The following is a 20662-nucleotide window of genomic DNA, read 5'->3' on the forward strand; positions in this document are numbered from 1 at the left end:
GAGCCATCAACTAACATGACTCCGAGTGGCTACAGATTTGAATACTCAGTTTGATCCCAAAAAGGCGTGGCCAGCGCTATGGACCGTTTTGCTCGGCTTCTTCATGATTCTGGTCGACGCCACCATTGTCACTGTTGGCATCAACACCATCCAGCATGAACTGGGCGGTGAGCTCAACCAGGTCATGTGGGTGACCAGTGGTTATCTGCTGGCCTATGCTGTGCCGTTGCTTATTACCGGCAGACTTGGTGACCTCTGGGGAGTCAAGCACACCTATGTAGCGGGCCTGGTTATCTTCGTGTTGGCGTCGCTGGCGTGTGGGTTGGCGCCGTCGTTAAGCATGCTGATCATTGCCCGTGTGGTGCAGGGACTGGGGGCCGCGCTGCTGACGCCGCAGACGATGGCGCTGATTACGCAGATGTTTCCGCCGGCGCATCGCGGTGCGGCGATGGGCCTGTGGGGTGCGGCGGCCGGAATTGCCTCGCTGACGGGGCCGCTGGCCGGTGGTGTGTTGATTGAGCTGCTGAGTTGGCGCTGGATTTTCCTCATTAATGTGCCGATTGGGCTGATCGGGCTCGTTTTTGCGTTCCGCTATCTGCCGACCTTTGAGACACACCGCAACAAGATTGATTATCTCGGTGTTGTACTCAGCGCGATTGGTATGTTCCTGCTGGTCTTCGGCATTCAGGAGGGGGAGAGTGCCGGCTGGTCCGGTTGGATCTGGGCACTGATTGCCGGTGGCGTGGTGGTTCTTGGACTATTCACCGCGTGGGAGGCCAAGACCACGGCCGAACCGTTGATGCCACTGTCCCTTTTTAAGGATCGCAACTTCACCATCTCCTCGCTGGCGATTGCTGTGACGGGGGCGCTGGTGGTCGCGGTTGGTTTCCCGATCATCCTCTTCGCCCAGAATGCCCGCGACCTATCGACCATCCAAGCCTCACTACTGCTCGTGCCGCAGGCGCTCATTTCCGGTGTCATGGCGCCATGGACTGGGCGAATGCTGGACCGGCTGAAGTTCCGCGAGTTCGCGCTGATCGGTTTTGGGTCCTCGCTGGTGGGCATGCTCGGGTTCCACTGCCTCATCCACGAGGACCTCTCCGTGCTGTGGCTGCTACTGCCGGGCGCCGCATTCGGTGTGGCAAACGCGTTTATTTGGGGCACGCTGTCGACGGCTGCTACTCGCAACATCGACCCGTCCCTCGCCGGTGCCGCCTCCGGTGTGTACAACACCATCCGCCAGATTGGCAGTGTGCTGGGCAGCGCGCTGATTGCTACCGTCATGGCCGCAGCTCTCAGCAGCAACCGTGGCGACTTCACCACCGCCATGAGTGACGCGATGTGGTTGCCGGTGGCACTGTCGGCCCTGGGTGTCGTGGCGGCGCTGGGGCTTAAGAATCCGAAGTAAAACGCTCCACCATGTAGTCCGCGATGCCGACGGGATCGGCTAGGAAATCCCTGGTTGCCCGTACCGCGAGGGTGTCTTCGAAGTGGGTGGTGTCGGCGTCGTCAAGCGAAATGATTGTTGCTTCCGGTGCGGCGAGCAGGATGGGGGAATGCGTCGCCATGATGATCTGTGCGCCGGCTTCCGCGAGCGCGCCGAGGCGGCCGAGGAGCTCCAGTTGGCGTAGGACCGACAGTCCGGCCTCGGGTTCGTCGAGGAAGATCAGTGATTCGGCGCTGAAGCGGCGTTCGGCCAGCGTCATGATGGATTGGCCGTGGCTCATCTGGGTGAGGTCTGCCATTTCTCTGCCACCTGGTAGCTGCCCAAGCGACTCGTAATAGCGCGCGAGGTTCAGGTGCGCGTCGCCGCGAAAGAAAAACGTATCCGGGGGATTGCGCCTGGTCAGCGCCAGTGGGACCGGGGAGGTGCGCTCTTGCGTCTTGTATCGCGAGCCGCCGTCTGTATCGACCCCCATCGCCGATGCCAACGCCTCCAGCACCGTCGACTTTCCCTTGCCGTTTTCGCCGGTCAGGATGGTAATCGGCGTGGTGAAGGTCATGGGGAAGGGCAGCGCGAGCTTTACGACGTACGCCGGGAGCTCGGCATCATCGTGAATACGGGCATGACGGAGATAGATCATGGTTGCGGCAGCTGGTCAATCTGTTTGAGCAGTTCATAGCCGTCGGCGCCCTCGATGAACGGGACCTCCTTGTTCTCCAACTTTTCAATTGGCACCGCCGTGCCGTGAGAGAGCACGTGCTCGCTGGGAGTGAGGTTGCGGATTGCGATGGCCGCGACCTTGTCGGGATGCTCCGCCGCGGCCGTGCCGTAGATGAGCGGGTCGTACTGGCCATCATCGCCGACGAGGATCCAGTTGATCTCGGGGAAGTCAATAAACAGGTCCCGCAGCCGCACCTTCTTGTGTTCCTTGCCGGAGCGGAACAGGCCGGTGGGCGTTGGCCCCCAATCGGTGAGAAGCAGTGGGCCCTTCGGCAAGTTGTTGCGGTGCAGGAACTTTTTTAGTGTGCTGAAGGTGTTCCACGCTCCGGTGGAAAGGTAGATGACGGGGACGTCCGTGTCCTCGTCCGTTTTGCTCGCGTAACGACGGCGAAGTTGCGCATAGAACTCGCCGAAGCCAGCGACGGCCTTGCGCTCATCTGTCTCCTTGACCCAGGAGTTGTAGGCGGCGATGAGGGCGCGCGGCAGCATAGTGACCAAAACGGTGTCATCAATATCGGAGACGATGCCGTATTTGGTCTCCGGGGAGAGGATGAGGACCTCTGCAGGAGTGTCGTTGATGGTGATTTCGTGCCAGCCGGGTTCCAGGCCGTGATTCCTGATTAGTACCTCGATATAGCCGTTGCTATCCGTGGTGGTTTCCACCGTGCGGTCGCCGGCAGTGATGGTGACGGGAAAGTCCGCGAGTTCGACGGTAAAGAACTGCCAAAATCCGCGTTTTTTGTTTCGTTCTTCGTCTCGTTTTTTGGCCGGATCCTTCAGGAGGACACGGCCGAATACGCGCACGCGCTCTGCATTTCCGTACCCGGTGAAACCGATGATTTCCGGTTCCCAACCAGCGTTTTTGGAACGCTTGGCGGCCAGCGCGTTGATCCTTCTCTCGGTCTTGCGGACGACATCTGCCACGGACATGCTTTCCAGGATACGGGTTGACAGGACGGGGGAGGGTGCGCGTAGGTTGGTCGCCCAAGAGAAAAGTCAACCCTTTAGGAGTGTTCTCTTTTTATGCGTTTTTCCGGTAAGTTCATCGCATCCGCCGCTGTGGCAGCAGGCATGATTGCTGCCCCGACCGCGGCCGCTAACGCTGCATCAGTTAGCGCCTGGGATCAGGTTGCGGCTTGTGAGTCCGGCGGAAATTGGCAGACCAATACCGGTAACGGCTACTACGGCGGACTGCAGTTCTCGCAGCAGACCTGGAGCGGCCACGGCGGTGACCAGTACGCACCGACGGCTGACCAGGCCACTAAGGAGCAGCAGATTGAGATTGGCGAGCGCGTGCTTGCCTCCCAGGGTGCTGGCGCATGGCCGAACTGCGGTGGTCCGCTGGGTTAATCCTCCCCATCATCAAAGACCAGATCTGGCACAGCCGCGAATGACAGCCACCACTTCATGTAGTGGTCATGGCGTGCTTTCGTCTTCTGGGTAGCGCGTTTGTCAAAAGTCTGTCGGCCGAACCCGGCTAATGGTCCGGCCGGGACGGTCGCCGCGGTAACGCCGTCGGCAGAGGACCACACCTCTGAGCCGTCCTCATAAGCGGTGATATCCCAGAGCTTGTGGGTTTTCAGGTTGTGGTGCTTCCTGCATAGGCAGTGCAGATTCTGCGTGTCGGTGGGACCACCGGCTTCGGGGTCTTCCTGGTTGTACGGCGCGATATGGTCAATATCGCACTTGTACGCTGGGACTTCGCAGCCGGGGAAGCGACATGTTCCATCGCGACCGTGGACGCGGGCGACCTGCGCTGGAGTTGGGCGGTAACCATTGGTGGCGCTGTCTGCTGAGAGGCGGACATGCGTCACCTTTTGCATCCACTCCTCCGTGACCAGCGCGCCTAGCCAGCCGGCACCGTCCAGCCAGGCGTCATCACTGTGGGGCTCGCGGAAAACATTGAGCACAACTTCCGCATTGGTGCGCTGGTGGATGAGTTCCACAAATGCATCCGCCTGCGTCATTTCCTCATTCGCGCGGAAGACCGTTTCAATTGCGCACATGGCGAAATAGGCGCGGTCCGGCCGCAGTGTGAGAATGATTTGGGAGTAGCTGTCGGGACGTTCCACCAGAGTCACCGATTCCGTGTCGGTGATGGTGGGAATTGTGCCGTCGGCGCGAGCACGGTCATCCAAGTCCGCAGCAATATCACCAATTTTGGTGGTGAGCGTGCGAGGACCAATCATTGCTTGACGACGCTTCCGTGGCGTAACCAATGCCAGAATCTTCTTCTCTGCATCGGGTATTTGATCAGGCTCGATGCCGACTACGCCATGTGCAATGATGCCGAGTTGCCGCATGGATAATGCGCAGCTTTCCCGGGCGTATTCCGCCAACTGTGGCATTTTCTCCAGCAACAGGCCAATGTCACAGATACGCAGTGCTTCACTGCGGGTGATTCCCAGCCGAATGCTGATGCGAGCGGCATGGTTTTCAACGTCATCATCACCTGCAGGGCAGCAGGCTTCAATCAACTCAAGTTGGGCGCGGTTGGTAGCCCGCGCGAGTGCTGAGAGCTCATCTTCAGGATTTTCGTGAGCCCAATATGGTTCGGGTACTTGTTCGGACTTCATTGGATCCCCCTGGTGCTCCAATGGTTGTCGGTTTTCTTTCGAACTTACTTGCTATCATACGGGCATGTTTCTAGTTTGTAAAGAGAAATGAAAAGAAATATTGGGGAGTTTTCGAAGATGGTTAGCCGACTATAAAAGCACATGTTACCTGGGTGTTTGTGGGTTGTTCGCGGGGTAGCGTACCAAAATACAAATAAAACACCCGTTCGAAATTGAAAGCTTGGTAATCTCGCTTTCATAAAAGCGGAGTTGTAGAAAACAGCACAGAAACAGCGCAGACAGCGGGGAGCAAAACCATGATCATCCGACAGGCAACGCGGGAGGACGCCGCGGCAATCGCGGAGATCTACAACGAAGCCGTAATCAACACCGTCGCCATCTGGAACGATGACACCGTCAGCGCGGAGAATCGCATCGCATGGCTGGAGGCGCACTGGGACAAGGGCTACCCGGTTTTCGTCGCCACGCTTGACGACGAAGTCGCTGGATATGCCACCTTTAGCGATTTCCGTGACTTCGACGGGTTTCAGTACACGGTGGAAAACTCCATCTACGTGCATCCGAACTTTCAAGGCAGGGGAATTGGAGGCGCACTGTTAAGCGCGACCATCGATGCTGCTCGTGAGGCGAGAAAGCACGTCTTGGTTGCGGCGATTGAAGGCAGTAACGAGGGGTCGACTGCGCTGCACAAAAAGTATGGCTTTCAGCGTGTTGGGCTACTGCCGCAGGTGGGGACGAAGAACGGGCGATGGTTGGACATGCTGTTGATGCAGGTCATGCTGACAGACGGGCAGCCACCCGCTCGGCCGCGCGCTTAGCAAAGGGGCCAACACCCATGATCGTGGCGGCACCGGGGCCAACCCAGTCGCCGTAGCCGACGAACTCGATGAGGTCAGAGTCGATGCTGCGGAAAGGGTCGAGCGCTGGGCGGAAACCGGTGCACCAGATGAGGTGGTCCGCGTGGACGTCGTCAAGCGAAGAAAACATGGGTGTCCAGGTGAGTGCGCCGGAGTCGCGGGCTTTGCGGACGGGCGGTAGGGCAACGATGTCGCCAATGCTGTCGGTGGCGCCCTGGCGGTAGCGTTTGAACAGGACGCGGCCGTCGACGTCGTCGGGCATCCAGCGTGGTTCGTGGCGGGTGAACCAGGTGGTGTCGATGCCGGAAAGCACCAGTTCAGAGGCTATTTGGGCGCCGGAGTTCGCCGCGCCGACAACGGCAACGCGGGAGCCTTCGAATGGCTCGGGACCTGGGTAGTTGGCCGAATGCCACTGTTTCGCGGAGGTCGTGCCGGGGTAATACGGGACGAAGGGCCGGTTGCCGGTGGCGGCGATGAGCTGTCGGGATTCGAAGTCGCCGGCATCGCTGGTGAGCTGGAAGGTGCCGTCATGGGAGACGTGCGTGACGGTGACCGGGCGCTGGACGCGCAGTTCGTAGCGCTTTTCGTAGGAGCTGAGGTAGTCAATCACGTGGGAAGCGGGCGGGAAACCGTCATAATCGGGCATCTGGATACCCGGAAGGTTGGAAAAGTCCGGGGTGGAAAAGAGCGTCAGTGAGGGCCAGACATTGCGCCAGGAGCCGCCGGGAGCGGGCTGATTGTCCAGAATGAGCGGATCAATGCCGCGTTTGTGCAAGTAATAGGCGGTAGCGAGGGCAGCTTGGCCGCCACCGACGATGATGACATCCTCAAGCATGCTCCCAGCTTAACGACGAGTGCCGCACCTCGAGCTGTACTACCGTGGAGCACCATGAGCTCGCTGTTTGATCTTTCGGACAAGCCTATCGACGAACTACCCGGTTACCAGCGCACATTCGCGCCGGGCCGACTCACGGTAGGGCTGAGTCTGCCCATCGAGCAGGACGCCGAAGCCGAGCCCAGGGACGCGCTGAGCAACCAGATTCGGCTGATTCAGAAAGTCGAACGCGCAGGCATCGCGGCGGTCTGGGCACGCGACATCCCGCTGCGCGTGGAAACATTTGGCGACGTCGGCCAGGTCTACGACCCCTGGATGTACCTCAGCTACATCGCCGCACACACCACCGATATCGCGCTCGGCACCGGTGCAGTCGTCGTGCCCTTCCAGCATCCGCTGGTGATGGCCAAGCGCGCTGCCACACTGGACAGGCTTTCCGACGGCCGTTTCCTCTTTGGCGTTGCCACCGGTGACCGACCCGAGGAGTTCCCCGCCTTTAACCAGGACAAAGGCAAGCGCGGTGAGCGCTTCCGCGAGCATATCGAGGTCTATGAAAAGGCCCTCAGTACTAGCTACCGGCCCATCCGCTGGTCCGAGGGCAAGATGGGCGGATCCGATGTGGTGCCCAAGCCACTGGCACGCCGAGTTCCGCTGTTGGCCACTGGCTCCTGTCAGCAGAGCCTGGAGTGGAAGGCCGCGCATACCGACGGGTGGTTCATGTACCACAAGGGCCTGGAGATGCAGAAGAAAAACATCGCCAACTGGCAGGAGGCTGTGGCTCAGGAGTGCGGTGAGGACGTGTTCAAACCATTCCTGGAATCACTGTGGATTGACCTGCATGAAGATCCCGACGCCCCCGCGCAGGGCGGCCACTTCGGGTACCGCCTTGGTCGCAACAAGCTCATTGAACTGCTGCAATCCCAGCGACAGCTCGGCATCAATCACGTCAGCATCAACTTCCGCACCTCGAAGCGGGATGCGGAAGAACAGATTGATGAGCTGATCGAGTATGTGCTGCCGGCGCTCGATGAGCTCCCTACACAGACTCCGTAGCGCCCTGCCACTGATTAATCCCGCGGTCGACAGCCCACTTGTCGATTTCCGCGAGTTCTTCATCGCTAAACGGTGCAGCGTCCAGGGCGCCGAGGCTGTTCTTCAGCTGCTTCACCGAGGATGCACCGATCAGGGCTGAGGTCACTTCGTCACGGCGGAGAACCCACGAGATGGCCATCTGTGCCAGAGACTGGCCTCGTCGTAAAGCAATGGCGTTGAGCTCACGGATGGCGGTGAGCGTGTCGTCGTTGAGGAACCCCGAGTTCATCTTGTGCGCCCCGAGACGCGAGGACTCCGGCACACCATCCAAGTAGCGGTCGGTGAGAAGCCCTTGCGCAAGCGCGGAAAAGGCGATGACGCCCATGCCTTCGTCGGCGCAGGTTGCCAGCAGTTCGTCCTCGATCCAACGGTTGAACATGGAGTAGCTCGGCTGGTGAATGGTCAGCGGTGTGCCCAGCTCACGGGCGATTTTCTGCGCGCGGCGAGTGAGCTCAGGGGAGTAGGAGCTCACGCCGACGTAGAGCGCGCGACCCGAGCGGACGAGGAAGTCGAGGGCGGCGACGGTTTCCTCGATAGGCGTATCCGGGTCGGGGCGGTGGTGGTAGAAAATGTCCACGTAGTCCAGCCCCATGCGCTTCAGCGAGGCATCGCAGCTGGCCACGAGGTACTTCCGCGAGCCGCCGAAGCCGTAGGGGCCATCCTGCATGTACCAACCGGCCTTGGAGGAAATAATCATTTCATCACGGTAGGGAGCGAAATCCTTGGCCATGATGCGACCGAAATTCGCCTCCGCAGAGCCCTGCGGTGGGCCGTAATTGTTGGCGAGGTCGAAGTGTGTGACGCCGTGGTCGAACGCGGTGCGCAGAATCTCACGCTGCGTTTCCAGCGGCCGGTCATCACCAAAGTTATGCCAAAGTCCCAGCGTAATGGCTGGAAGCTTCAGCCCCGTGCCGCCGGAGCGGTTGTACGGCATCGTCTCATAGCGGTTGTCATCGGCGCGGTACACGTCTGGATAAGCCATGTATTCGAGGGTACGCGGGCTTTACGACGAGTAGTTGTGCACAAGGTGGCCGACAACGAGGCGCGTGGCCGAATGGCTACCCCTGGAAGTAATAAAAGTGAGCTTGCTGGGGAACAACTGGGGCAGTTCGTCCGACTAATAAGGCATGACTTCAATAGCCACAGGCGATGCCGCTGGAACGCCAGCCGCAAACCCCGTCGCACAGACTCAGAAAAATGGTGGGCCACGAGCATTACTGCACCGAATCCATGTCGTTGCAGGCATCCTCGTTGCGCCACTACTTGTTATTGCAGCTATCACAGGCGTGGCGTATGCCCTCGCCCCGAGCATAGAAAAGGTGGTTTACCACGAAGAACTAACTGCAACATCGAGCCTTCCCGCACAACCGCTGGAAAAGCAGGTTGAGGTCGCGCAGCGCGTGCACCCGAACCTGCCGGTAACCGCGGTGCAGGTCCCGGAAAAGCCGGGGCAGACAACGCGAGTCATGTTCAATGACGAGCAGCTGAAGTCGGAGTCCTACCGACATGCGGTGTTTGTCGACCCAGGTGACCTGAGCATCAAGGGTGACCTGGTGCAATACGGTTCCTCGGCGGCGCTGCCACTGCGGGCCTGGATTTCGGAAGGGCACCGCAGGCTCTGGATTGATAGCAACTTTGGTCGTCTCTACTCCGAGACGGCAGCATCCTGGATGGGCGCACTGGCTATCGGTGGCCTCTGGCTCTGGTGGGACCGTTCGCGTCGCAAGCGGACACAGGGAACAAGTAAGAGGGCGCATCATATGCGTCGTCACGCGAATGTTGGCGTGGCGGTTAGCGTTGGACTTCTGTTCCTGACCGTCACCGGCCTGACGTGGTCGTGGGTGGCTGGAACGGGCATCGCAAAGCTGCGCGAGACGATGGACTGGTACGCACCGAAACCAGCCATGACTGCGACTGCACCAGCGAATTATGACTGGTCAGAGGCAGATAGTGTTATGAACCTCGCACGTGCCGAGGGCCTGTCCGGGAAAGTCGAACTGACACCACCGGAGGCTGGCACGGTGTGGATGGCCAAGGAAGCCCGCGAGGAATGGCGGATGGGCATTGAGACCGTCACCGTTGACGGCTCGACCGGAGCGATGGTCGATCGGATTCACTTCGCGGATTGGCCGCTGCCGGCGAAGCTGACCGAATGGCTGATTAACGCGCACATGGGCATCCTGTTCGGTTGGGTGAATCAGCTGGTCCTGGCACTGATCGGTGTCGCTTTGTTGGCGATGATTGTGCGCGGGTACGCCATGTGGTTTGGGCGCGGTCGAGGTGGCCGCCCGGGCAGGCTCCCGGCGCCGACACGCTGGCGGGACATTCGCCCGGGAGTTGCAGCGGCCGTTGTGGCGCTGCTGATTGCCTACTCGGTGGTTGCACCACTGTTCGGTGTGACTCTCGTTGGCTTCGTGATCGTTGATTGGGTCTGGCGGAAGCTGCGGAGAGGTTAGTGTAGGTTCTGTCGCCTTCGGGTTCCCTGTACCTAACGGCGTGGTAAGACCCATAAAAAACACTCAGGAGGGTAAACGCATGACAAGGTATTGGGATCACAGCGGCAGTATCTACAAAGACGACGGTCAGGAAGATTGGTGCGTTTACAATCCGTCTTTGCGTGATTGGGAGCGCACCCCGCGCGCTAAGGAAGCCTACGACAAGGCAGGACAAGACTCGTTCGACCCCATCACCGAGCAACAGGCACTCGCTGAGATTGCAGAGCAGCAGGAACAGCATGACGAAAGGGCGAAGAACAAAGTCAAGGAACTGCGCGCAAGAATGAAAGCTGTCGGCGCGCAGGCCAGGCAGACCACCGAACAGCCGTATCCAACCTTTTCTCAGCAATCCGCCGCATACCGTGAGGGCGCGCAGGCCTACAACGAGGGCAAATCTTGGCGCGATAACCCGCATGCCCCCGAGTCAGGTCTAGCCGCCCCGTGGCGCATGGGTTTCAATACCCGCAAGCAGCAGGTAGCGGAGATTAGGGCACAGCGAGCCGCCGCTGCGAGACAGGAAAACTAGGCCCTGGCCGCAAAAACGCTTAACCAAAGCTCTAAATTCCGTGCAAATTCCCGGTTCCAGCCCCGCGCAATCTGTTACACTTAGCAAAACGAAACTCAGGAGCTTGGTGTGCAGTACTTTTTCACGGTCCATGGCCGCAGAGATATCAACGCGTATGACTCTGATGAGGAAATGCACGCTGCCTTTGAACGGATTGGACGCTTCAATCAGAAGCTTCAGGACGAAGGCCACTGGGTTATGTCCGGCGGGCTGGTTCCACCGGAGGATGCCATGACGGTGCTGCCGGATGGTTCACATAGTGATCTGCCGTACTACAACGCGATGACGTTCCCGTCAGCTTTTTGGATCGTCCAAGTCGCAGACGAGCAAGAGGCCATCAACCTAGCCCACGAAGCCGCGGAGGCGTGTGCGCAGGCCGTTGAAATGCGCGCCGTCGCCGATTAACTCACCGCAGCCCGTGCACCCGGCGCATGATGGTCAACATCGCTTGCGTCGGGATTCGCCGCATGAAGGGCACTGCCACGCGTGCCGACGACCCCCGCGCCACCAGGGCCAAAGGTCGCTCGGCAGCCACTTCGCGCATAACCACTTCAGCAATCTCAGAAGCGGGAATGCCGCCTTTCTCATTGGCGTTCAACTTCGTCAGCATGCGGTGGACATCAGCAGCGTATACGGAACCGTCATCGCCATACGTCGTCCGACGTGTAGAAATCCCCGTGTTGATGGCACCCGGTTCGACAACCGTCACCCCAATACCGAACTGCGCGACTTCACCGCGCAACGAAAGCCCAAAGCCGCGGATAGCGGCCTTCGTCGCCACATAGGAAGAACGGTAGGACAGCGGCAACCCGCCGAGCATCGAACCAACCAGCACAATTCGGCCACGACCGGCCTCGCGCATGCCGGGCAGCAGCTGCTGTAACAGCTCCACCTGCCCCAGAACATTGACTTGGAAGAGACGCTCAAGTGCCTCGCGGGGTAGCTCCTCGAAAGCGCCCGACTGGCTCTCACCGGCGTTGGCGACGACGACGTCGTAAGGCCCGTGGGCGACCACAGCAGCGATGTCGTCGGCGCTGGACATGTCGAGTGCCACCATCTGCACGCCCTCGGGGTGCGGCGCCTCGGCGCCCCTGCGGGACGTGCCAACGACCTCGAAACCGTCCTTGACCAGTGCCTCCGCGCATGCCCAACCGATGCCGGAGGAAGCGCCGGTCACTAACGCACGGCCGCCACCTACACTCGGCAGTTTCGGTCCGCGGGTGAGATTCGCAAAAGCACCGGTCAGGCCATCAGTCATCGAGCCTGCACCGCCTCAATGGTCATGCCGCCCGCGCGGAGACGGCGGGACAGGGCGTCGCCAAGCGCGACAGTAGGAGTGAGCACGCCGGTAGCGTCCGGCAGATCGTCGTGGACGAGTGCGAGGGCGGCGCTGGAAATCATAATCGCGGTGCCTGCGTACCCCGGGTCTTCCTCGAGAGACACCTTGGAACGCCAGTGAATGCCGGAGGTATCGACAGTGTAGGCCTCGATGGTGAAGCGACCCTCGGCCTGTTCTTCAGCGCTCGGGCCCTCACCCGGCTTCGGCAGCTTCTTATCAATGAGCTTGGCCGTCGGCCCGAACGCCATCGCCGCCAGCGCCAACCTGCAGACAGCCGCAAAAATATTTGCGCGGACGAAAGCCCTCGGGCCACGGCCGACATTGAGTAGCTCGCGGTAGCGGAAGGAATCACCGTAATCCGCCAGCATCGCCGAGCGCTGAACAATTCGGGTGTTGAACGGCGACATGAAGAAGGGCGCTCGCCAGTGGCGGCGGAAGCGCGCCGGGCGCAGGTCGACGCCGAACTTACCCTGGTCGGGACCCGGCTCAGCCAGGGCGTACTGATCGGCGATGATGCGACGCAGCTTGGGGTCCTTCTTGGCCTGTGCAAGCTGGACGCGGACCGAATCGATAGTGCCGCCGGAGACACCGCCCTTGACGTGCTTGAACAGCAGGGTTGTTTCACCGAGCTTGGTGTGGGCCGCCTCGTGGAGCTCGCGGACAGCGACGTCGGAAGGAATCGAGTCGAAGCCGCAGGAGTGAACAATCTTCGCTCCGGTCTGCTGTGCCACCTCGTGGTTATTCGCGATGGAGTCGTGGACGAACAGCACCTCGCCACACAGGTCGACGTAGTGAGTACCGGCCTTGGCGCACTCGGCCACCAGGGTGCGACCGTACTTCGCATACGGCCCCACAACGGTCAGCACCACCTTTGTACTGGCCGCAAGCTCAGCCACCGCCGGCTGGTCGGCAGCATCCGCAACAATGACCGGCCAGTCCGATACGCCTGCGTTCTCCGCGACGTCGGCAAGCTTTTGGGCGTTCCTGCCTGCGAGCGCCACCTTCGTCTGACCGGCGTGTTTAGCCAGATAGTCCACAATCAAGCGGCCCACGAAACCCGTGGCACCGTAGACGACGATGTCGTACTCGCGGTCGTGGTTGCGACTCTGTGGCTGTGCGGAAGAAGTAGTCATGCCTACGAAACTAATAAAACGAAAGCGATACCGCGGGCGAATTAAAAAGGTTTTCTGAATCCGTGTATTCAGCGAGGGGTTTGGAGGGAGGGCTAACGTAGGACAAGTGACTAGCGCTAACGAAAACCCCGAACAGATCGAAGGACTGCGGCCAGAAGATCCCGGATTCCGTCGCGCGCTTATTGCTGTGCTTTTCGCTGGCCTGGCATCGTTCCAAGCGCTCTACGCAACGCAGGCGCTACTGCCCACGCTTTCCGACGAGCTATCGGTCGACCCCGCCACCGCCGCGCTGACGGTATCCGCCACCACCGGTGGCTTGGCCTGTGCGATTATCCCGGTGTCCATTTTGTCGGAACGCTTTGGGCGCAGGCGCGTCATCGTCATCAGCGCATTTGTGGCAACGCTACTGGGGCTCGTGGTGTCAATCGCGCCGGGCATCGGTTCGATGATTGCGCTGCGCCTGTTGCAGGGCATTGTCATTGCCGGTGTGCCCGCAGTGGCTATGGCGTATGTCAGTGAGGAAGTCCACGCCGACCACGTCAGTCGCGTGATGGGGCTGTATATCTCGGGCACGACGGTCGGTGGCCTGCTCGGCCGTATCATTCCGTCCATTGTGCTGGAGTTCGCCTCCTGGCGGGTGGCGATTGCGGTCTCGGCGACGGTGGCGTTCATCTTCGCCATTCTGACCTGGTACTTCCTGCCGCAACAGCGCAGGTTTAAGCCGAAGAAACTGTCGTTTGCAGGGGAGGGGCAGGCCATTGCGCGACACTTGCGCGACCCGCGCATCCTGGCGCTGTGCGCCCTGGCGTTCCTGTTTATGGGAGCGTTTGTCTCCCTGTACAACTACCTGGGCTTCCGACTGGGCGATAAGTTCGGGCTCTCCCCGGCACTGGCAGGGTTCGTATTTATTCTCTACCTGTCGGGCACGTGGTCGTCGGCACGCGCGGGTGTGTGGGCGAAGACGGTGAGCCGCCGTCGCCTCATCGCCATTGCGACTCTGGCCGCGTGCGTGGGCCTGGGGCTGGCGCTGCTGCCGTGGTTGTCCGCGCTGATCGTGGGCGTGCTCGTGTTCACGGCATCGTTCTTCGTGGCGCACTCGCTGTCCTCGTCCGGCGTGGGCCTGGTGGCACAGCGCGACCGCGCCGAGGCGTCATCGATGTATCTGTTCAGCTACTACGCGGGCTCGTCCATTGTCGGTTGGGTATCCGGCATGGTGTTCAGTCGCTTCGAGTGGGCAGGGCTGATTCCGTGGCTGGTGGCGCTGTCCTTCATCGCTGGTGCGTGTGCTGTGGCGGGGTTGAAGCCGCGACGGTAAGGGTAACGCGGTAGGGGGAAAATCGCCAGCAAGGTACATTTAGACACCAAGAAACGAACCCTTAATGTAAAAAACGGTGATTTTTTACATTAAGGGTTCGTTTTTAGGGCACTATATGTAGAAAGCATCATGTAAAAAGCATTGGAAACAGAAGGGGGAGACTCGCCGTGAAGCACTATCCGCTTAAGAGGATCTTCCACATGTCTGCACACGATGCGGAACAGGCAGTGGAGAGCGAGTACCAGTCACGCAAAGACTCCCCGTCGACGATTCAGTGGCACTTTCCGCTGGGGCAGTGGCCACTCTTTTGCTGCATTACAAGCGATCTCGCAGCCAAGGTTGAAAAGATTCTGTCTCTAGAGCTGCAGATTTCACAGTTGTGGAATCGTCTGCCGGGTGCAGCGCGGACTCACTATCTCTTCAGTCTGCTCCTGGCCGAGGTGGTAGCCACCAATGAGATTGAGGGAATCCACTCCACACGGCGAGAAGTCGCCGAGGCGTTGGACAACACTTCGGGAACCCAGCACAAGCGCTTTCATGAGTTCAGTCAGCTCTATTTCCGGCTGGCAAACGATGAGCGGATTGAGTTTCCGACAACGCTCACAGGGATCCGGCAGCAATACGATCAACTTCTCGGCGATGAAATTGGCGCCGAGGATGAGTTAGACGGTGAACTCTTTAGAGCATCAACGGTCACAATTATCGATGGGCAGCGACAGATTCATCGCGGTGTTGAAAGTGAAGCTGCCATTCACCAACTTCTCAATGAGTTCCTGGAAACGGTGAATTCCTCAGAGGACAATCGGCTTATTCGAATCCTGGCAAGCCATTTCATGTTCGAGTTCGTTCACCCGTTTTATGACGGCAATGGTCGGATGGGGCGTTTTCTGCTGTCAGTGGCTATGCGGGAGACACTCTCACCTGCCACAGCGCTGACTATTTCTCGCCAACTCGCTGAGGATAAAGCGAAGTATTACAAGGCTTTTACCACTACGGAAGACCCAATGAACCGGGGCGAAGTCACGTTCTTCGTCGAGGTGATGGCTGATGTCATTCTGAATGCTCAGCAGTATTTGCTGGAAGAGCTGCAGATGAAGTCCCACCAGTGCGAGAAGCTTGAACAGCGGGTAGCTGAGCTAACCAACTCGCCCGAGCAGGCACTGTCCGTGTCGCTGACAGACAACGAAATCGGGACGCTGTTTGTCCTGGCACAGGCTCGGTTGTTCGGACCTGATTATGGAATCAAGCTCGAACACGTCGCCGACACCATCGGCAAGGAGAAGCGGACAGCGCGAAAGTATCTCGCCGAGTTAGAGGCTCAAGGACTGGCAACGCCGACGAACCGCCGTCCGCTGCGATTCCAGCTGGCGCCGGCTGGCGTAGATCTTCTAGGCCTTGAACCCACCGACCACTAATCTGCTTCCGGAACCTACTTCTGGCCCACAATCAGCTCAGTGCCTTCGGCTGAAAGCGATGCCTGACCAGCGGGCTTACGCGAGGGGCCAGAAACAACCTCACCAGTAGCAATATCAAAGTGGGAGTTGTGGTTCGGGCAAATCATCACACCATTGCTGACCTCAGTGATACGACCATTCTGGTGCGGGCAGGAGCTGGAGAAAGCGGCGAACTTGCCTTCCTCCGGCTGCGTGACGACGTAATTGCCGATCACCACACCGCCGCCAACCGGAATGTCGGCAGCGTCAACCTTCTCCACCGCAGACTTTGGTGCACAAGCGGCTACGAGTGCGCCAGCTGCAGTGGCGGCAGTTCCCAGGAGGAAACGACGACGGGAGCACGGGGAGACATCAGAACTCATGGCATTGAGATTACCTCTATTTCGCGACCTTTATTTCTGATAGGAGCGCTCACCGAAGATGGCGCGTCCCACACGCACGGTGGTCGCCCCCTCGGCGATGGCTTCGCGGTAGTCGCCGGACATACCCATTGACAGTTCGTTGAGGCTGACACCGTCCCGCAAATCCCCGAGCAGACTGTCCCGCAGCTCCCGCAGCTCCGCGAAGGTCTCGCGCACATTCGGATCATTCTGGGCCGCGATGGTCATAAACCCGCGCAGACGCAGGTTCGGGTATTCGCCATCGGGGCCAAACATGCGGACAAACTCCGCCGCGTGGCTCGGCGCCAGACCCGACTTCTGCGGCTCGCGGGAGGCATTGACCTGAATCAAGACATCGAGCGTGCGCTCGGAATCGGCCAAGCGACGCTGCAGTGCTCCGGCCACCTTCGGGCGGTCCAGAGCCTGAAACTCATCAGCACAACTGACCAAGTGGCCGGCCTTATTCGTCTGCAGTGGACCAATGATGGCCATATGTGGTGCCTTGTCGCCGAAGGCCTCCCGGAATGCCTCCGCCTTGGCCACCGCTTCCTGGACGCGGTTTTCCGCCAGGCCAGCGCAGCCGGCTGCTGCGAGCTCCGGCCAGGATTCCACCAGGGCGTCGACAGGCACAGTCTTGCTGACGGGCAGCAGGCGGACCTCGGAGGGCTGGCGCCCAGCTCGTCGGCAAGCGTCGTCGATCTCGGAGCGAACCTTGCGATAGTTTTCCACGAACATACCTCCCACTCTAAGGCCTGAGTAGGAAGAACTGTGCGGTAGTGTCGAATCATGCTCATGGACAGACTCTCGACGCTTTCCGTCATGCAGAGACGGATCTTGGCAATTGTATTTGGGCTGGTGTCGCTGGTCGTTGTCATCGACTTCATCTATCTTGCGGCAACTGCCTACATGATGGACCTCGAGGTCTTCCAAGACGCCGGCTGGGCACTACGACGAGACCAGGATCTCTACTCACCAGAGTTTCCCACCAGATCGGGTTTCCGCTTCATCTACCCACCGTTTGCGGCGCTGCTGTTTTACCCGCTGACCTGGGCGGGGCCGGTGACCCTGCAGATCATCTGGACGTTCGCCACGCTGGCGGCGGTGTGGGCGATGCTGTGGATGGTCTTCACTCGTCTCGGCTCTGAGCGTCCGAAGCTGATGGCTACCTGCGTGCTCGGTGTTGTGATGCTGCTCGACCCGCTGCGCGCCAACGTGCTCTTCGGGCAGATCAACGTCTTCCTCGCGCTGCTGGTGGTCTCCGATGTGCTGGGCTTTTTGCCCAAGAAACTGCGTGGACTGGGCGTGGGTATCGCGGCGGGAATTAAGATCACCCCCGCGGCATATGCGCTGGTGTTCCTCATGCGCCGTGACTTTGCGGCCGTGGCCAAGAGCTTCTGCTGGTTCCTGGTGACCGTCGCTATTGGTTTCGCCGTGCGCTTTAAGGAGTCCATCTACTTCTGGACCGATGAGTTCTTCGCCGGCAACCGCGGTGGCGCCCCGACCTATGAGGCCAACCAGGCGTTCAGTGGTCTGCTCGCCCGCGCCGGGGTGGAGGGTACCGCGCTCGATATTGGCATCTACGGTTTCTTCCTCATCGGTGCCATCGCTGCTGCTTTCGTGGCGTGGATCTACCACCGCAACGGCTATGATGTCGCAGCCCTTGGTTTCGTTGCGCTGGCGGTCAGCTTCGCCGGGCCATACGCGGTCAGCCACCACTGGTCGATCGTCATGGTCTTCGTGCCGCTGGTGCTCTTCGTCCGCGAGATCGGGCACATTATTGTCGGTGTCCTGTTCATGATCGCCCACTGGTGGGCACCGTACGAGGTGTTCGTGGGCAATGACTTCGGCCACGCTGCCAATGTGGGGCAGTGGTTCTACGGCAACATGCAGGGAATCATGGGCGGCGTGCTCTTCTTCACCTGCCTGGGCTACGCAATCTACCTCTGGCGCAAGCCCAGTCGCGTGCGGGCACAGGCAGCTGCTTAACGACGGGCTTGCTTAACGACGACGCTTCGTTCTCGCAGTAGCCTGCTCCTCCCACGGGTTCTCCGGCCACGGGTGCTTGGGGTAACGGCCCCGCATCTCGGAGCGAACCTGTGCGTAGGCGCCATTCCAGAAACTTTCCAAGTCCTGAGTGACCGCGAGTGGTCGCTGAGCCGGTGACAGCAAATGCATTGTCACCGGCTTTTCCAATACCTGCGGGGTCTCCGCCAGGCCGAAGCACTCCTGCAACTTCACGGCGAGCACAATCTTTGCCTCAGGGTTCGTGGGGTCCTCCGGGTACTCCAGGCGAATCTTCGAACCGGAGGGGACCTCCAGGCGTTCGGGCACCAGCCGGTCGAAGTCCGTGGCCTCCGGCCAGGGCAGCAGGCGGCGGAGGTGCTCGGCATCTAGCTTGGGAGGGGTCGGGCGGTCCAGCTCGCCAGCAAAGAGGAGCTCGGCCTGGGCCGCGAGCCCTGCGGGGGAGACATCCGGCCATGGGGCACCGCGATGAGTGTGGAGAAAGGCCATGCGGCGGCGGAGTTGTTCGGTGTCGCGGTCGAGGTTGGGGGCGGCGTCGGCAAGCGCGTCGGCAAGCCAGGCGGAGTTGGCAGCAATGCACTGCTCAGGTGTTGGGGAGACCTGGCGGGAGGACAGCTCGATGGCGCCGAGCAGGTCGCGCGCGCGGGCGCGAACGCGGCCCTGTTCGACGCGCGCCGTGGTCTCCGTGCGGGCGAGGTGCCCGGCGGCGAGCATGGCGATTTCCAGGTCAATCGCCTCGCCGTCGCGAATCAGCGCGCGCCCATGGGAGAGCCGCGAGATGTCGGCGGCCGCGATCCATTCGTGGCCGCGCAGGTCAGAACCACGGGCGAGTTCCGCAGCGGTGCCGCCGGTGAAGAGGTATTCGTCGGAGTTCGCACTGCGGCGTCGCCCGATGAAATCCGGCCACGCCAGGGCCGTGACCAGAGCGGGGATGTCCGAGGGCAGCAGGTTGGCGGGGGCCGCAGTATCCAGCTCAATGCGGCGCACCTGCTTGGCCAAGCCGCGGGCGTCGGTGAGTTTCTCCACCGCGCGTGCGACCGCGTCCGCGTGCTGCGGCATCATGGCCGTGGCGGTCAGCAGCGCGCGTCCCATGCGCGGATGCACCGGCAGGGTAGCCAGGGTGCGGCCGAGTTCCGTGATGTCACCGGCCTCATCAACAGCGCCCAGGCCAGCCAGAATGCGGTTTGCGACCTCCGCGTGGTGGGGTGGTGGGGCGTCGAGAAGCTTCAGTCCCTGCATCCCAGGCGTGCCCCACGCGGCGGCGTCGAGGAGTGCCTGTGTCAGGTCGGCGACCTCGATTTCCGGCGCGGGCCAGGCTGGGAGGGACGCGAACTCCGACTGGGAGACACAACGCACCACGATGCCCGGGCCCTCACGTCCCGCTCGGCCAGCGCGCTGGTTCGCGGAGGACTGCGCACACGAGCTGGTGACCAGGCCGGAGAAGCCACGCGCAATGTCGAGTCGCGGTCCGCGCGCGAGGCAGGCGTCGACAACGGCGCGCACGCCCGGCACAGTCACGGATGATTCCGCAATCGCGGTGGACACAATTACGCGTCTACCATCCGCTTGCCGACGGAACACGCGGTCCTGCTCCTCGGAGCTCTGCTGGCCGTGCAGCGTCAGCACCGCCACCTCCGAGGAATCCGCGATATAACCCGCGCAGCGTTCCACCTCGCGGATGCCGGGGAGGAAAACCAGCACATCACCGGCGGCTTCTTCCGTGAGTGTGCTGGCCTGGGCGGCAACGTGCTGCAGGAAGTCGTCGGTCACACCGCGTGCATCCAGCCGTTGCGGAAAGGGCGCGTAGCGGATGTCCAGCGGGAAGATCTCCGCCTCCGCCGCCACAATGGGGGCCGGGGTGGAGCCGCCGAGCAAGGCCGCGAACTTCGGCGCGTCCACCGTTGCCGACATAGCGGCAATGCGCAGGTCATCGCGGATATCCCGCAAGTCGCGCACCATCGCCAACACCAGGTCGGTGTCCAAGCCGCGCTCGTGCACCTCATCGATGAGCACCGCGCTGGCATCCACGTCGCCGTCGCGCAGCAGTCGGCGCAGCAGCACACCGGGAGTGACAAACTCTACGCGGGTGGCGCGGGAGGTGCGGGAGTCGCCGCGCACCGAGTAACCAACTTCCTCACCGAGCTTGGTGCCCGACAGCTGCGCCAACCGCCGCGCCGCCGAGCGCACCGCCACGCGCCGGGGAGTCGTGACCACAATGCGGCCGCCCAGGGTGTTGGCCACTGCCGGTGGAACCAAAGTGGTCTTGCCGGTACCCGGTGGGGCCTGGACTACTACGTCGTGGTCGCGCACGGCGTCGGCAAGCGAGGCGAGCTGCGACGCGAACGGCAGGCCTGCAGAAATGTTCTGCAAATTGAACTGGAAATCGGTGCTCATAGAACTGGTAGTAACTCCGGAAAGGCGGGTAAAGTGCCTGC

20 protein-coding genes are annotated in these 20662 nt (G+C 60.9%); 10 read left to right on the plus strand and 10 right to left on the minus strand.

Annotation, left to right across the window (positions count from 1 at the left end; translation table 11 throughout):
- Positions 1–25 precede the first annotated feature (25 nt).
- The gene (locus tag HMPREF2562_RS02695) at positions 26–1408 is read left to right on the plus strand and encodes a DHA2 family efflux MFS transporter permease subunit (protein WP_070549585.1); all 1383 of its coding nucleotides are present in this window, start codon (positions 26–28) and stop codon (positions 1406–1408) included.
- On the opposite strand, the gene HMPREF2562_RS02700 is transcribed toward HMPREF2562_RS02695, so the two are convergent.
- Positions 1392–2084 (minus strand): AAA family ATPase, encoded by a 693-nt coding sequence (locus tag HMPREF2562_RS02700; RefSeq protein WP_049172583.1) that lies wholly within the window; start codon positions 2082–2084, stop codon positions 1392–1394. The genes HMPREF2562_RS02695 and HMPREF2562_RS02700 overlap by 17 nt on opposite strands.
- A complete protein-coding gene (locus tag HMPREF2562_RS02705; RefSeq protein WP_070549586.1) occupies positions 2081–3094 on the minus strand; it encodes an App1 family protein in 1014 nt (337 codons plus the stop codon). The genes HMPREF2562_RS02700 and HMPREF2562_RS02705 overlap by 4 nt, the downstream gene beginning before the upstream one ends.
- A 93-nt stretch (positions 3095–3187) precedes the next feature.
- Here HMPREF2562_RS02705 and HMPREF2562_RS02710 point away from each other — a divergent pair, with 93 nt between their 5' ends.
- Positions 3188–3514 (plus strand): transglycosylase family protein, encoded by a 327-nt coding sequence (locus HMPREF2562_RS02710; RefSeq protein ID WP_005511827.1) that lies wholly within the window; start codon positions 3188–3190, stop codon positions 3512–3514.
- Here the strand turns inward: HMPREF2562_RS02710 and HMPREF2562_RS02715 are convergent.
- Positions 3511–4740 carry an HNH endonuclease signature motif containing protein gene (locus HMPREF2562_RS02715; RefSeq protein ID WP_070546993.1) on the minus strand — a complete coding sequence of 410 codons (1230 nt, stop codon included), beginning with the start codon at positions 4738–4740 and terminating at the stop codon, positions 3511–3513. The two genes, HMPREF2562_RS02710 and HMPREF2562_RS02715, sit on opposite strands and share 4 nt — an antisense overlap.
- Before the next feature lie 296 nt (positions 4741–5036).
- Between HMPREF2562_RS02715 and HMPREF2562_RS02720 the strand changes: the two genes are divergently transcribed.
- Entirely contained in the window at positions 5037–5558 is a 522-nt protein-coding gene (locus HMPREF2562_RS02720; protein ID WP_070429080.1) for a GNAT family N-acetyltransferase, read from the plus strand.
- On the opposite strand, the gene HMPREF2562_RS02725 is transcribed toward HMPREF2562_RS02720, so the two are convergent.
- Positions 5515–6432 carry an FAD-dependent oxidoreductase gene (locus HMPREF2562_RS02725; protein ID WP_049172575.1) on the minus strand — a complete coding sequence of 306 codons (918 nt, stop codon included), beginning with the start codon at positions 6430–6432 and terminating at the stop codon, positions 5515–5517. The two genes, HMPREF2562_RS02720 and HMPREF2562_RS02725, sit on opposite strands and share 44 nt — an antisense overlap.
- Before the next feature lie 54 nt (positions 6433–6486).
- Between HMPREF2562_RS02725 and HMPREF2562_RS02730 the strand changes: the two genes are divergently transcribed.
- Entirely contained in the window at positions 6487–7485 is a 999-nt protein-coding gene (locus HMPREF2562_RS02730) for an LLM class oxidoreductase (protein WP_049172573.1), read from the plus strand.
- Here HMPREF2562_RS02730 and HMPREF2562_RS02735 read toward each other — a convergent pair.
- Positions 7469–8506, minus strand: coding sequence for an aldo/keto reductase (locus HMPREF2562_RS02735; RefSeq protein ID WP_070549587.1), 1038 nt, complete (start codon positions 8504–8506; stop codon positions 7469–7471). The genes HMPREF2562_RS02730 and HMPREF2562_RS02735 overlap by 17 nt on opposite strands.
- Before the next feature lie 145 nt (positions 8507–8651).
- Between HMPREF2562_RS02735 and HMPREF2562_RS02740 the strand changes: the two genes are divergently transcribed.
- The 3 genes from HMPREF2562_RS02740 (at position 8652) to HMPREF2562_RS02750 (ending at position 10989) form a co-directional block, all read left to right on the plus strand.
- The gene (locus HMPREF2562_RS02740; RefSeq protein ID WP_070549588.1) at positions 8652–9980 is read left to right on the plus strand and encodes a PepSY-associated TM helix domain-containing protein; all 1329 of its coding nucleotides are present in this window, start codon (positions 8652–8654) and stop codon (positions 9978–9980) included.
- A 79-nt stretch (positions 9981–10059) separates the two neighbouring features.
- Positions 10060–10545, plus strand: coding sequence for a hypothetical protein (locus tag HMPREF2562_RS02745; RefSeq protein WP_070549589.1), 486 nt, complete (start codon positions 10060–10062; stop codon positions 10543–10545).
- 108 nt (positions 10546–10653) lie between these two features.
- Positions 10654–10989: a YciI family protein gene (locus HMPREF2562_RS02750; protein WP_049189837.1), complete on the plus strand. Its 336-nt coding sequence runs from the start codon at positions 10654–10656 to the stop codon at positions 10987–10989.
- 1 nt (position 10990) lies between these two features.
- Here the strand turns inward: HMPREF2562_RS02750 and HMPREF2562_RS02755 are convergent, their stop codons facing one another.
- Both HMPREF2562_RS02755 and HMPREF2562_RS02760 read right to left on the minus strand, forming a co-directional pair.
- A complete protein-coding gene (locus HMPREF2562_RS02755; protein ID WP_070549590.1) occupies positions 10991–11842 on the minus strand; it encodes an SDR family NAD(P)-dependent oxidoreductase in 852 nt (283 codons plus the stop codon).
- Positions 11839–13056 carry a saccharopine dehydrogenase family protein gene (locus tag HMPREF2562_RS02760; RefSeq protein ID WP_049193394.1) on the minus strand — a complete coding sequence of 406 codons (1218 nt, stop codon included), beginning with the start codon at positions 13054–13056 and terminating at the stop codon, positions 11839–11841. The genes HMPREF2562_RS02755 and HMPREF2562_RS02760 overlap by 4 nt, the downstream gene beginning before the upstream one ends.
- A 106-nt stretch (positions 13057–13162) precedes the next feature.
- On the opposite strand from HMPREF2562_RS02760, the gene HMPREF2562_RS02765 reads away from it, so the two are divergent.
- Together HMPREF2562_RS02765 and HMPREF2562_RS02770 are read left to right on the plus strand one after the other, a co-directional pair.
- Positions 13163–14371: an MFS transporter gene (locus tag HMPREF2562_RS02765; RefSeq protein ID WP_070549591.1), complete on the plus strand. Its 1209-nt coding sequence runs from the start codon at positions 13163–13165 to the stop codon at positions 14369–14371.
- 200 nt (positions 14372–14571) lie between these two features.
- The gene (locus tag HMPREF2562_RS02770; RefSeq protein WP_070549592.1) at positions 14572–15786 is read left to right on the plus strand and encodes a Fic family protein; all 1215 of its coding nucleotides are present in this window, start codon (positions 14572–14574) and stop codon (positions 15784–15786) included.
- A 14-nt stretch (positions 15787–15800) separates the two neighbouring features.
- Here HMPREF2562_RS02770 and HMPREF2562_RS02775 read toward each other — a convergent pair whose 3' ends face one another.
- Both HMPREF2562_RS02775 and HMPREF2562_RS02780 read right to left on the minus strand, forming a co-directional pair.
- Positions 15801–16187 (minus strand): Rieske (2Fe-2S) protein, encoded by a 387-nt coding sequence (locus HMPREF2562_RS02775; RefSeq protein ID WP_049172555.1) that lies wholly within the window; start codon positions 16185–16187, stop codon positions 15801–15803.
- Between the two features lie 30 nt (positions 16188–16217).
- Entirely contained in the window at positions 16218–16940 is a 723-nt protein-coding gene (locus HMPREF2562_RS02780; protein ID WP_049189826.1) for a YggS family pyridoxal phosphate-dependent enzyme, read from the minus strand.
- A gap of 84 nt (positions 16941–17024) precedes the next feature.
- On the opposite strand from HMPREF2562_RS02780, the gene HMPREF2562_RS02785 reads away from it, so the two are divergent.
- Positions 17025–18191 carry a glycosyltransferase 87 family protein gene (locus tag HMPREF2562_RS02785; protein WP_224433604.1) on the plus strand — a complete coding sequence of 389 codons (1167 nt, stop codon included), beginning with the start codon at positions 17025–17027 and terminating at the stop codon, positions 18189–18191.
- Between the two features lie 12 nt (positions 18192–18203).
- Here HMPREF2562_RS02785 and HMPREF2562_RS02790 read toward each other — a convergent pair whose 3' ends face one another.
- Entirely contained in the window at positions 18204–20621 is a 2418-nt protein-coding gene (locus HMPREF2562_RS02790; protein WP_070549593.1) for an ATP-dependent RNA helicase, read from the minus strand.
- Positions 20622–20662: the final 41 nt, after the last annotated feature.

The sequence above is a fragment of the Corynebacterium sp. HMSC077G07 genome, assembly GCF_001809225.1.
GTDB classification, from domain to species: Bacteria; Actinomycetota; Actinomycetes; order Mycobacteriales; family Mycobacteriaceae; genus Corynebacterium; species Corynebacterium jeikeium_D.

Coding starts and splice junctions, on each gene's coding strand:
- HMPREF2562_RS02700 (WP_049172583.1), bottom strand. CDS start 2,084: ATGATCTATCTCCGTCATGCCCGTATTCACGATGATGCCGAGCTCCCG.
- HMPREF2562_RS02705 (WP_070549586.1), bottom strand. CDS start 3,094: ATGTCCGTGGCAGATGTCGTCCGCAAGACCGAGAGAAGGATCAACGCG.
- HMPREF2562_RS02710 (WP_005511827.1), top strand. CDS start 3,188: ATGCGTTTTTCCGGTAAGTTCATCGCATCCGCCGCTGTGGCAGCAGGC.
- HMPREF2562_RS02715 (WP_070546993.1), bottom strand. CDS start 4,740: ATGAAGTCCGAACAAGTACCCGAACCATATTGGGCTCACGAAAATCCT.
- HMPREF2562_RS02720 (WP_070429080.1), top strand. CDS start 5,037: ATGATCATCCGACAGGCAACGCGGGAGGACGCCGCGGCAATCGCGGAG.
- HMPREF2562_RS02725 (WP_049172575.1), bottom strand. CDS start 6,432: ATGCTTGAGGATGTCATCATCGTCGGTGGCGGCCAAGCTGCCCTCGCT.
- HMPREF2562_RS02730 (WP_049172573.1), top strand. CDS start 6,487: ATGAGCTCGCTGTTTGATCTTTCGGACAAGCCTATCGACGAACTACCC.
- HMPREF2562_RS02735 (WP_070549587.1), bottom strand. CDS start 8,506: ATGGCTTATCCAGACGTGTACCGCGCCGATGACAACCGCTATGAGACG.
- HMPREF2562_RS02740 (WP_070549588.1), top strand. CDS start 8,652: ATGACTTCAATAGCCACAGGCGATGCCGCTGGAACGCCAGCCGCAAAC.
- HMPREF2562_RS02745 (WP_070549589.1), top strand. CDS start 10,060: ATGACAAGGTATTGGGATCACAGCGGCAGTATCTACAAAGACGACGGT.
- HMPREF2562_RS02755 (WP_070549590.1), bottom strand. CDS start 11,842: ATGACTGATGGCCTGACCGGTGCTTTTGCGAATCTCACCCGCGGACCG.
- HMPREF2562_RS02760 (WP_049193394.1), bottom strand. CDS start 13,056: ATGACTACTTCTTCCGCACAGCCACAGAGTCGCAACCACGACCGCGAG.
- HMPREF2562_RS02770 (WP_070549592.1), top strand. CDS start 14,572: ATGTCTGCACACGATGCGGAACAGGCAGTGGAGAGCGAGTACCAGTCA.
- HMPREF2562_RS02775 (WP_049172555.1), bottom strand. CDS start 16,187: ATGAGTTCTGATGTCTCCCCGTGCTCCCGTCGTCGTTTCCTCCTGGGA.
- HMPREF2562_RS02780 (WP_049189826.1), bottom strand. CDS start 16,940: ATGTTCGTGGAAAACTATCGCAAGGTTCGCTCCGAGATCGACGACGCT.
- HMPREF2562_RS02785 (WP_224433604.1), top strand. CDS start 17,025: ATGCAGAGACGGATCTTGGCAATTGTATTTGGGCTGGTGTCGCTGGTC.
- HMPREF2562_RS02790 (WP_070549593.1), bottom strand. CDS start 20,621: ATGAGCACCGATTTCCAGTTCAATTTGCAGAACATTTCTGCAGGCCTG.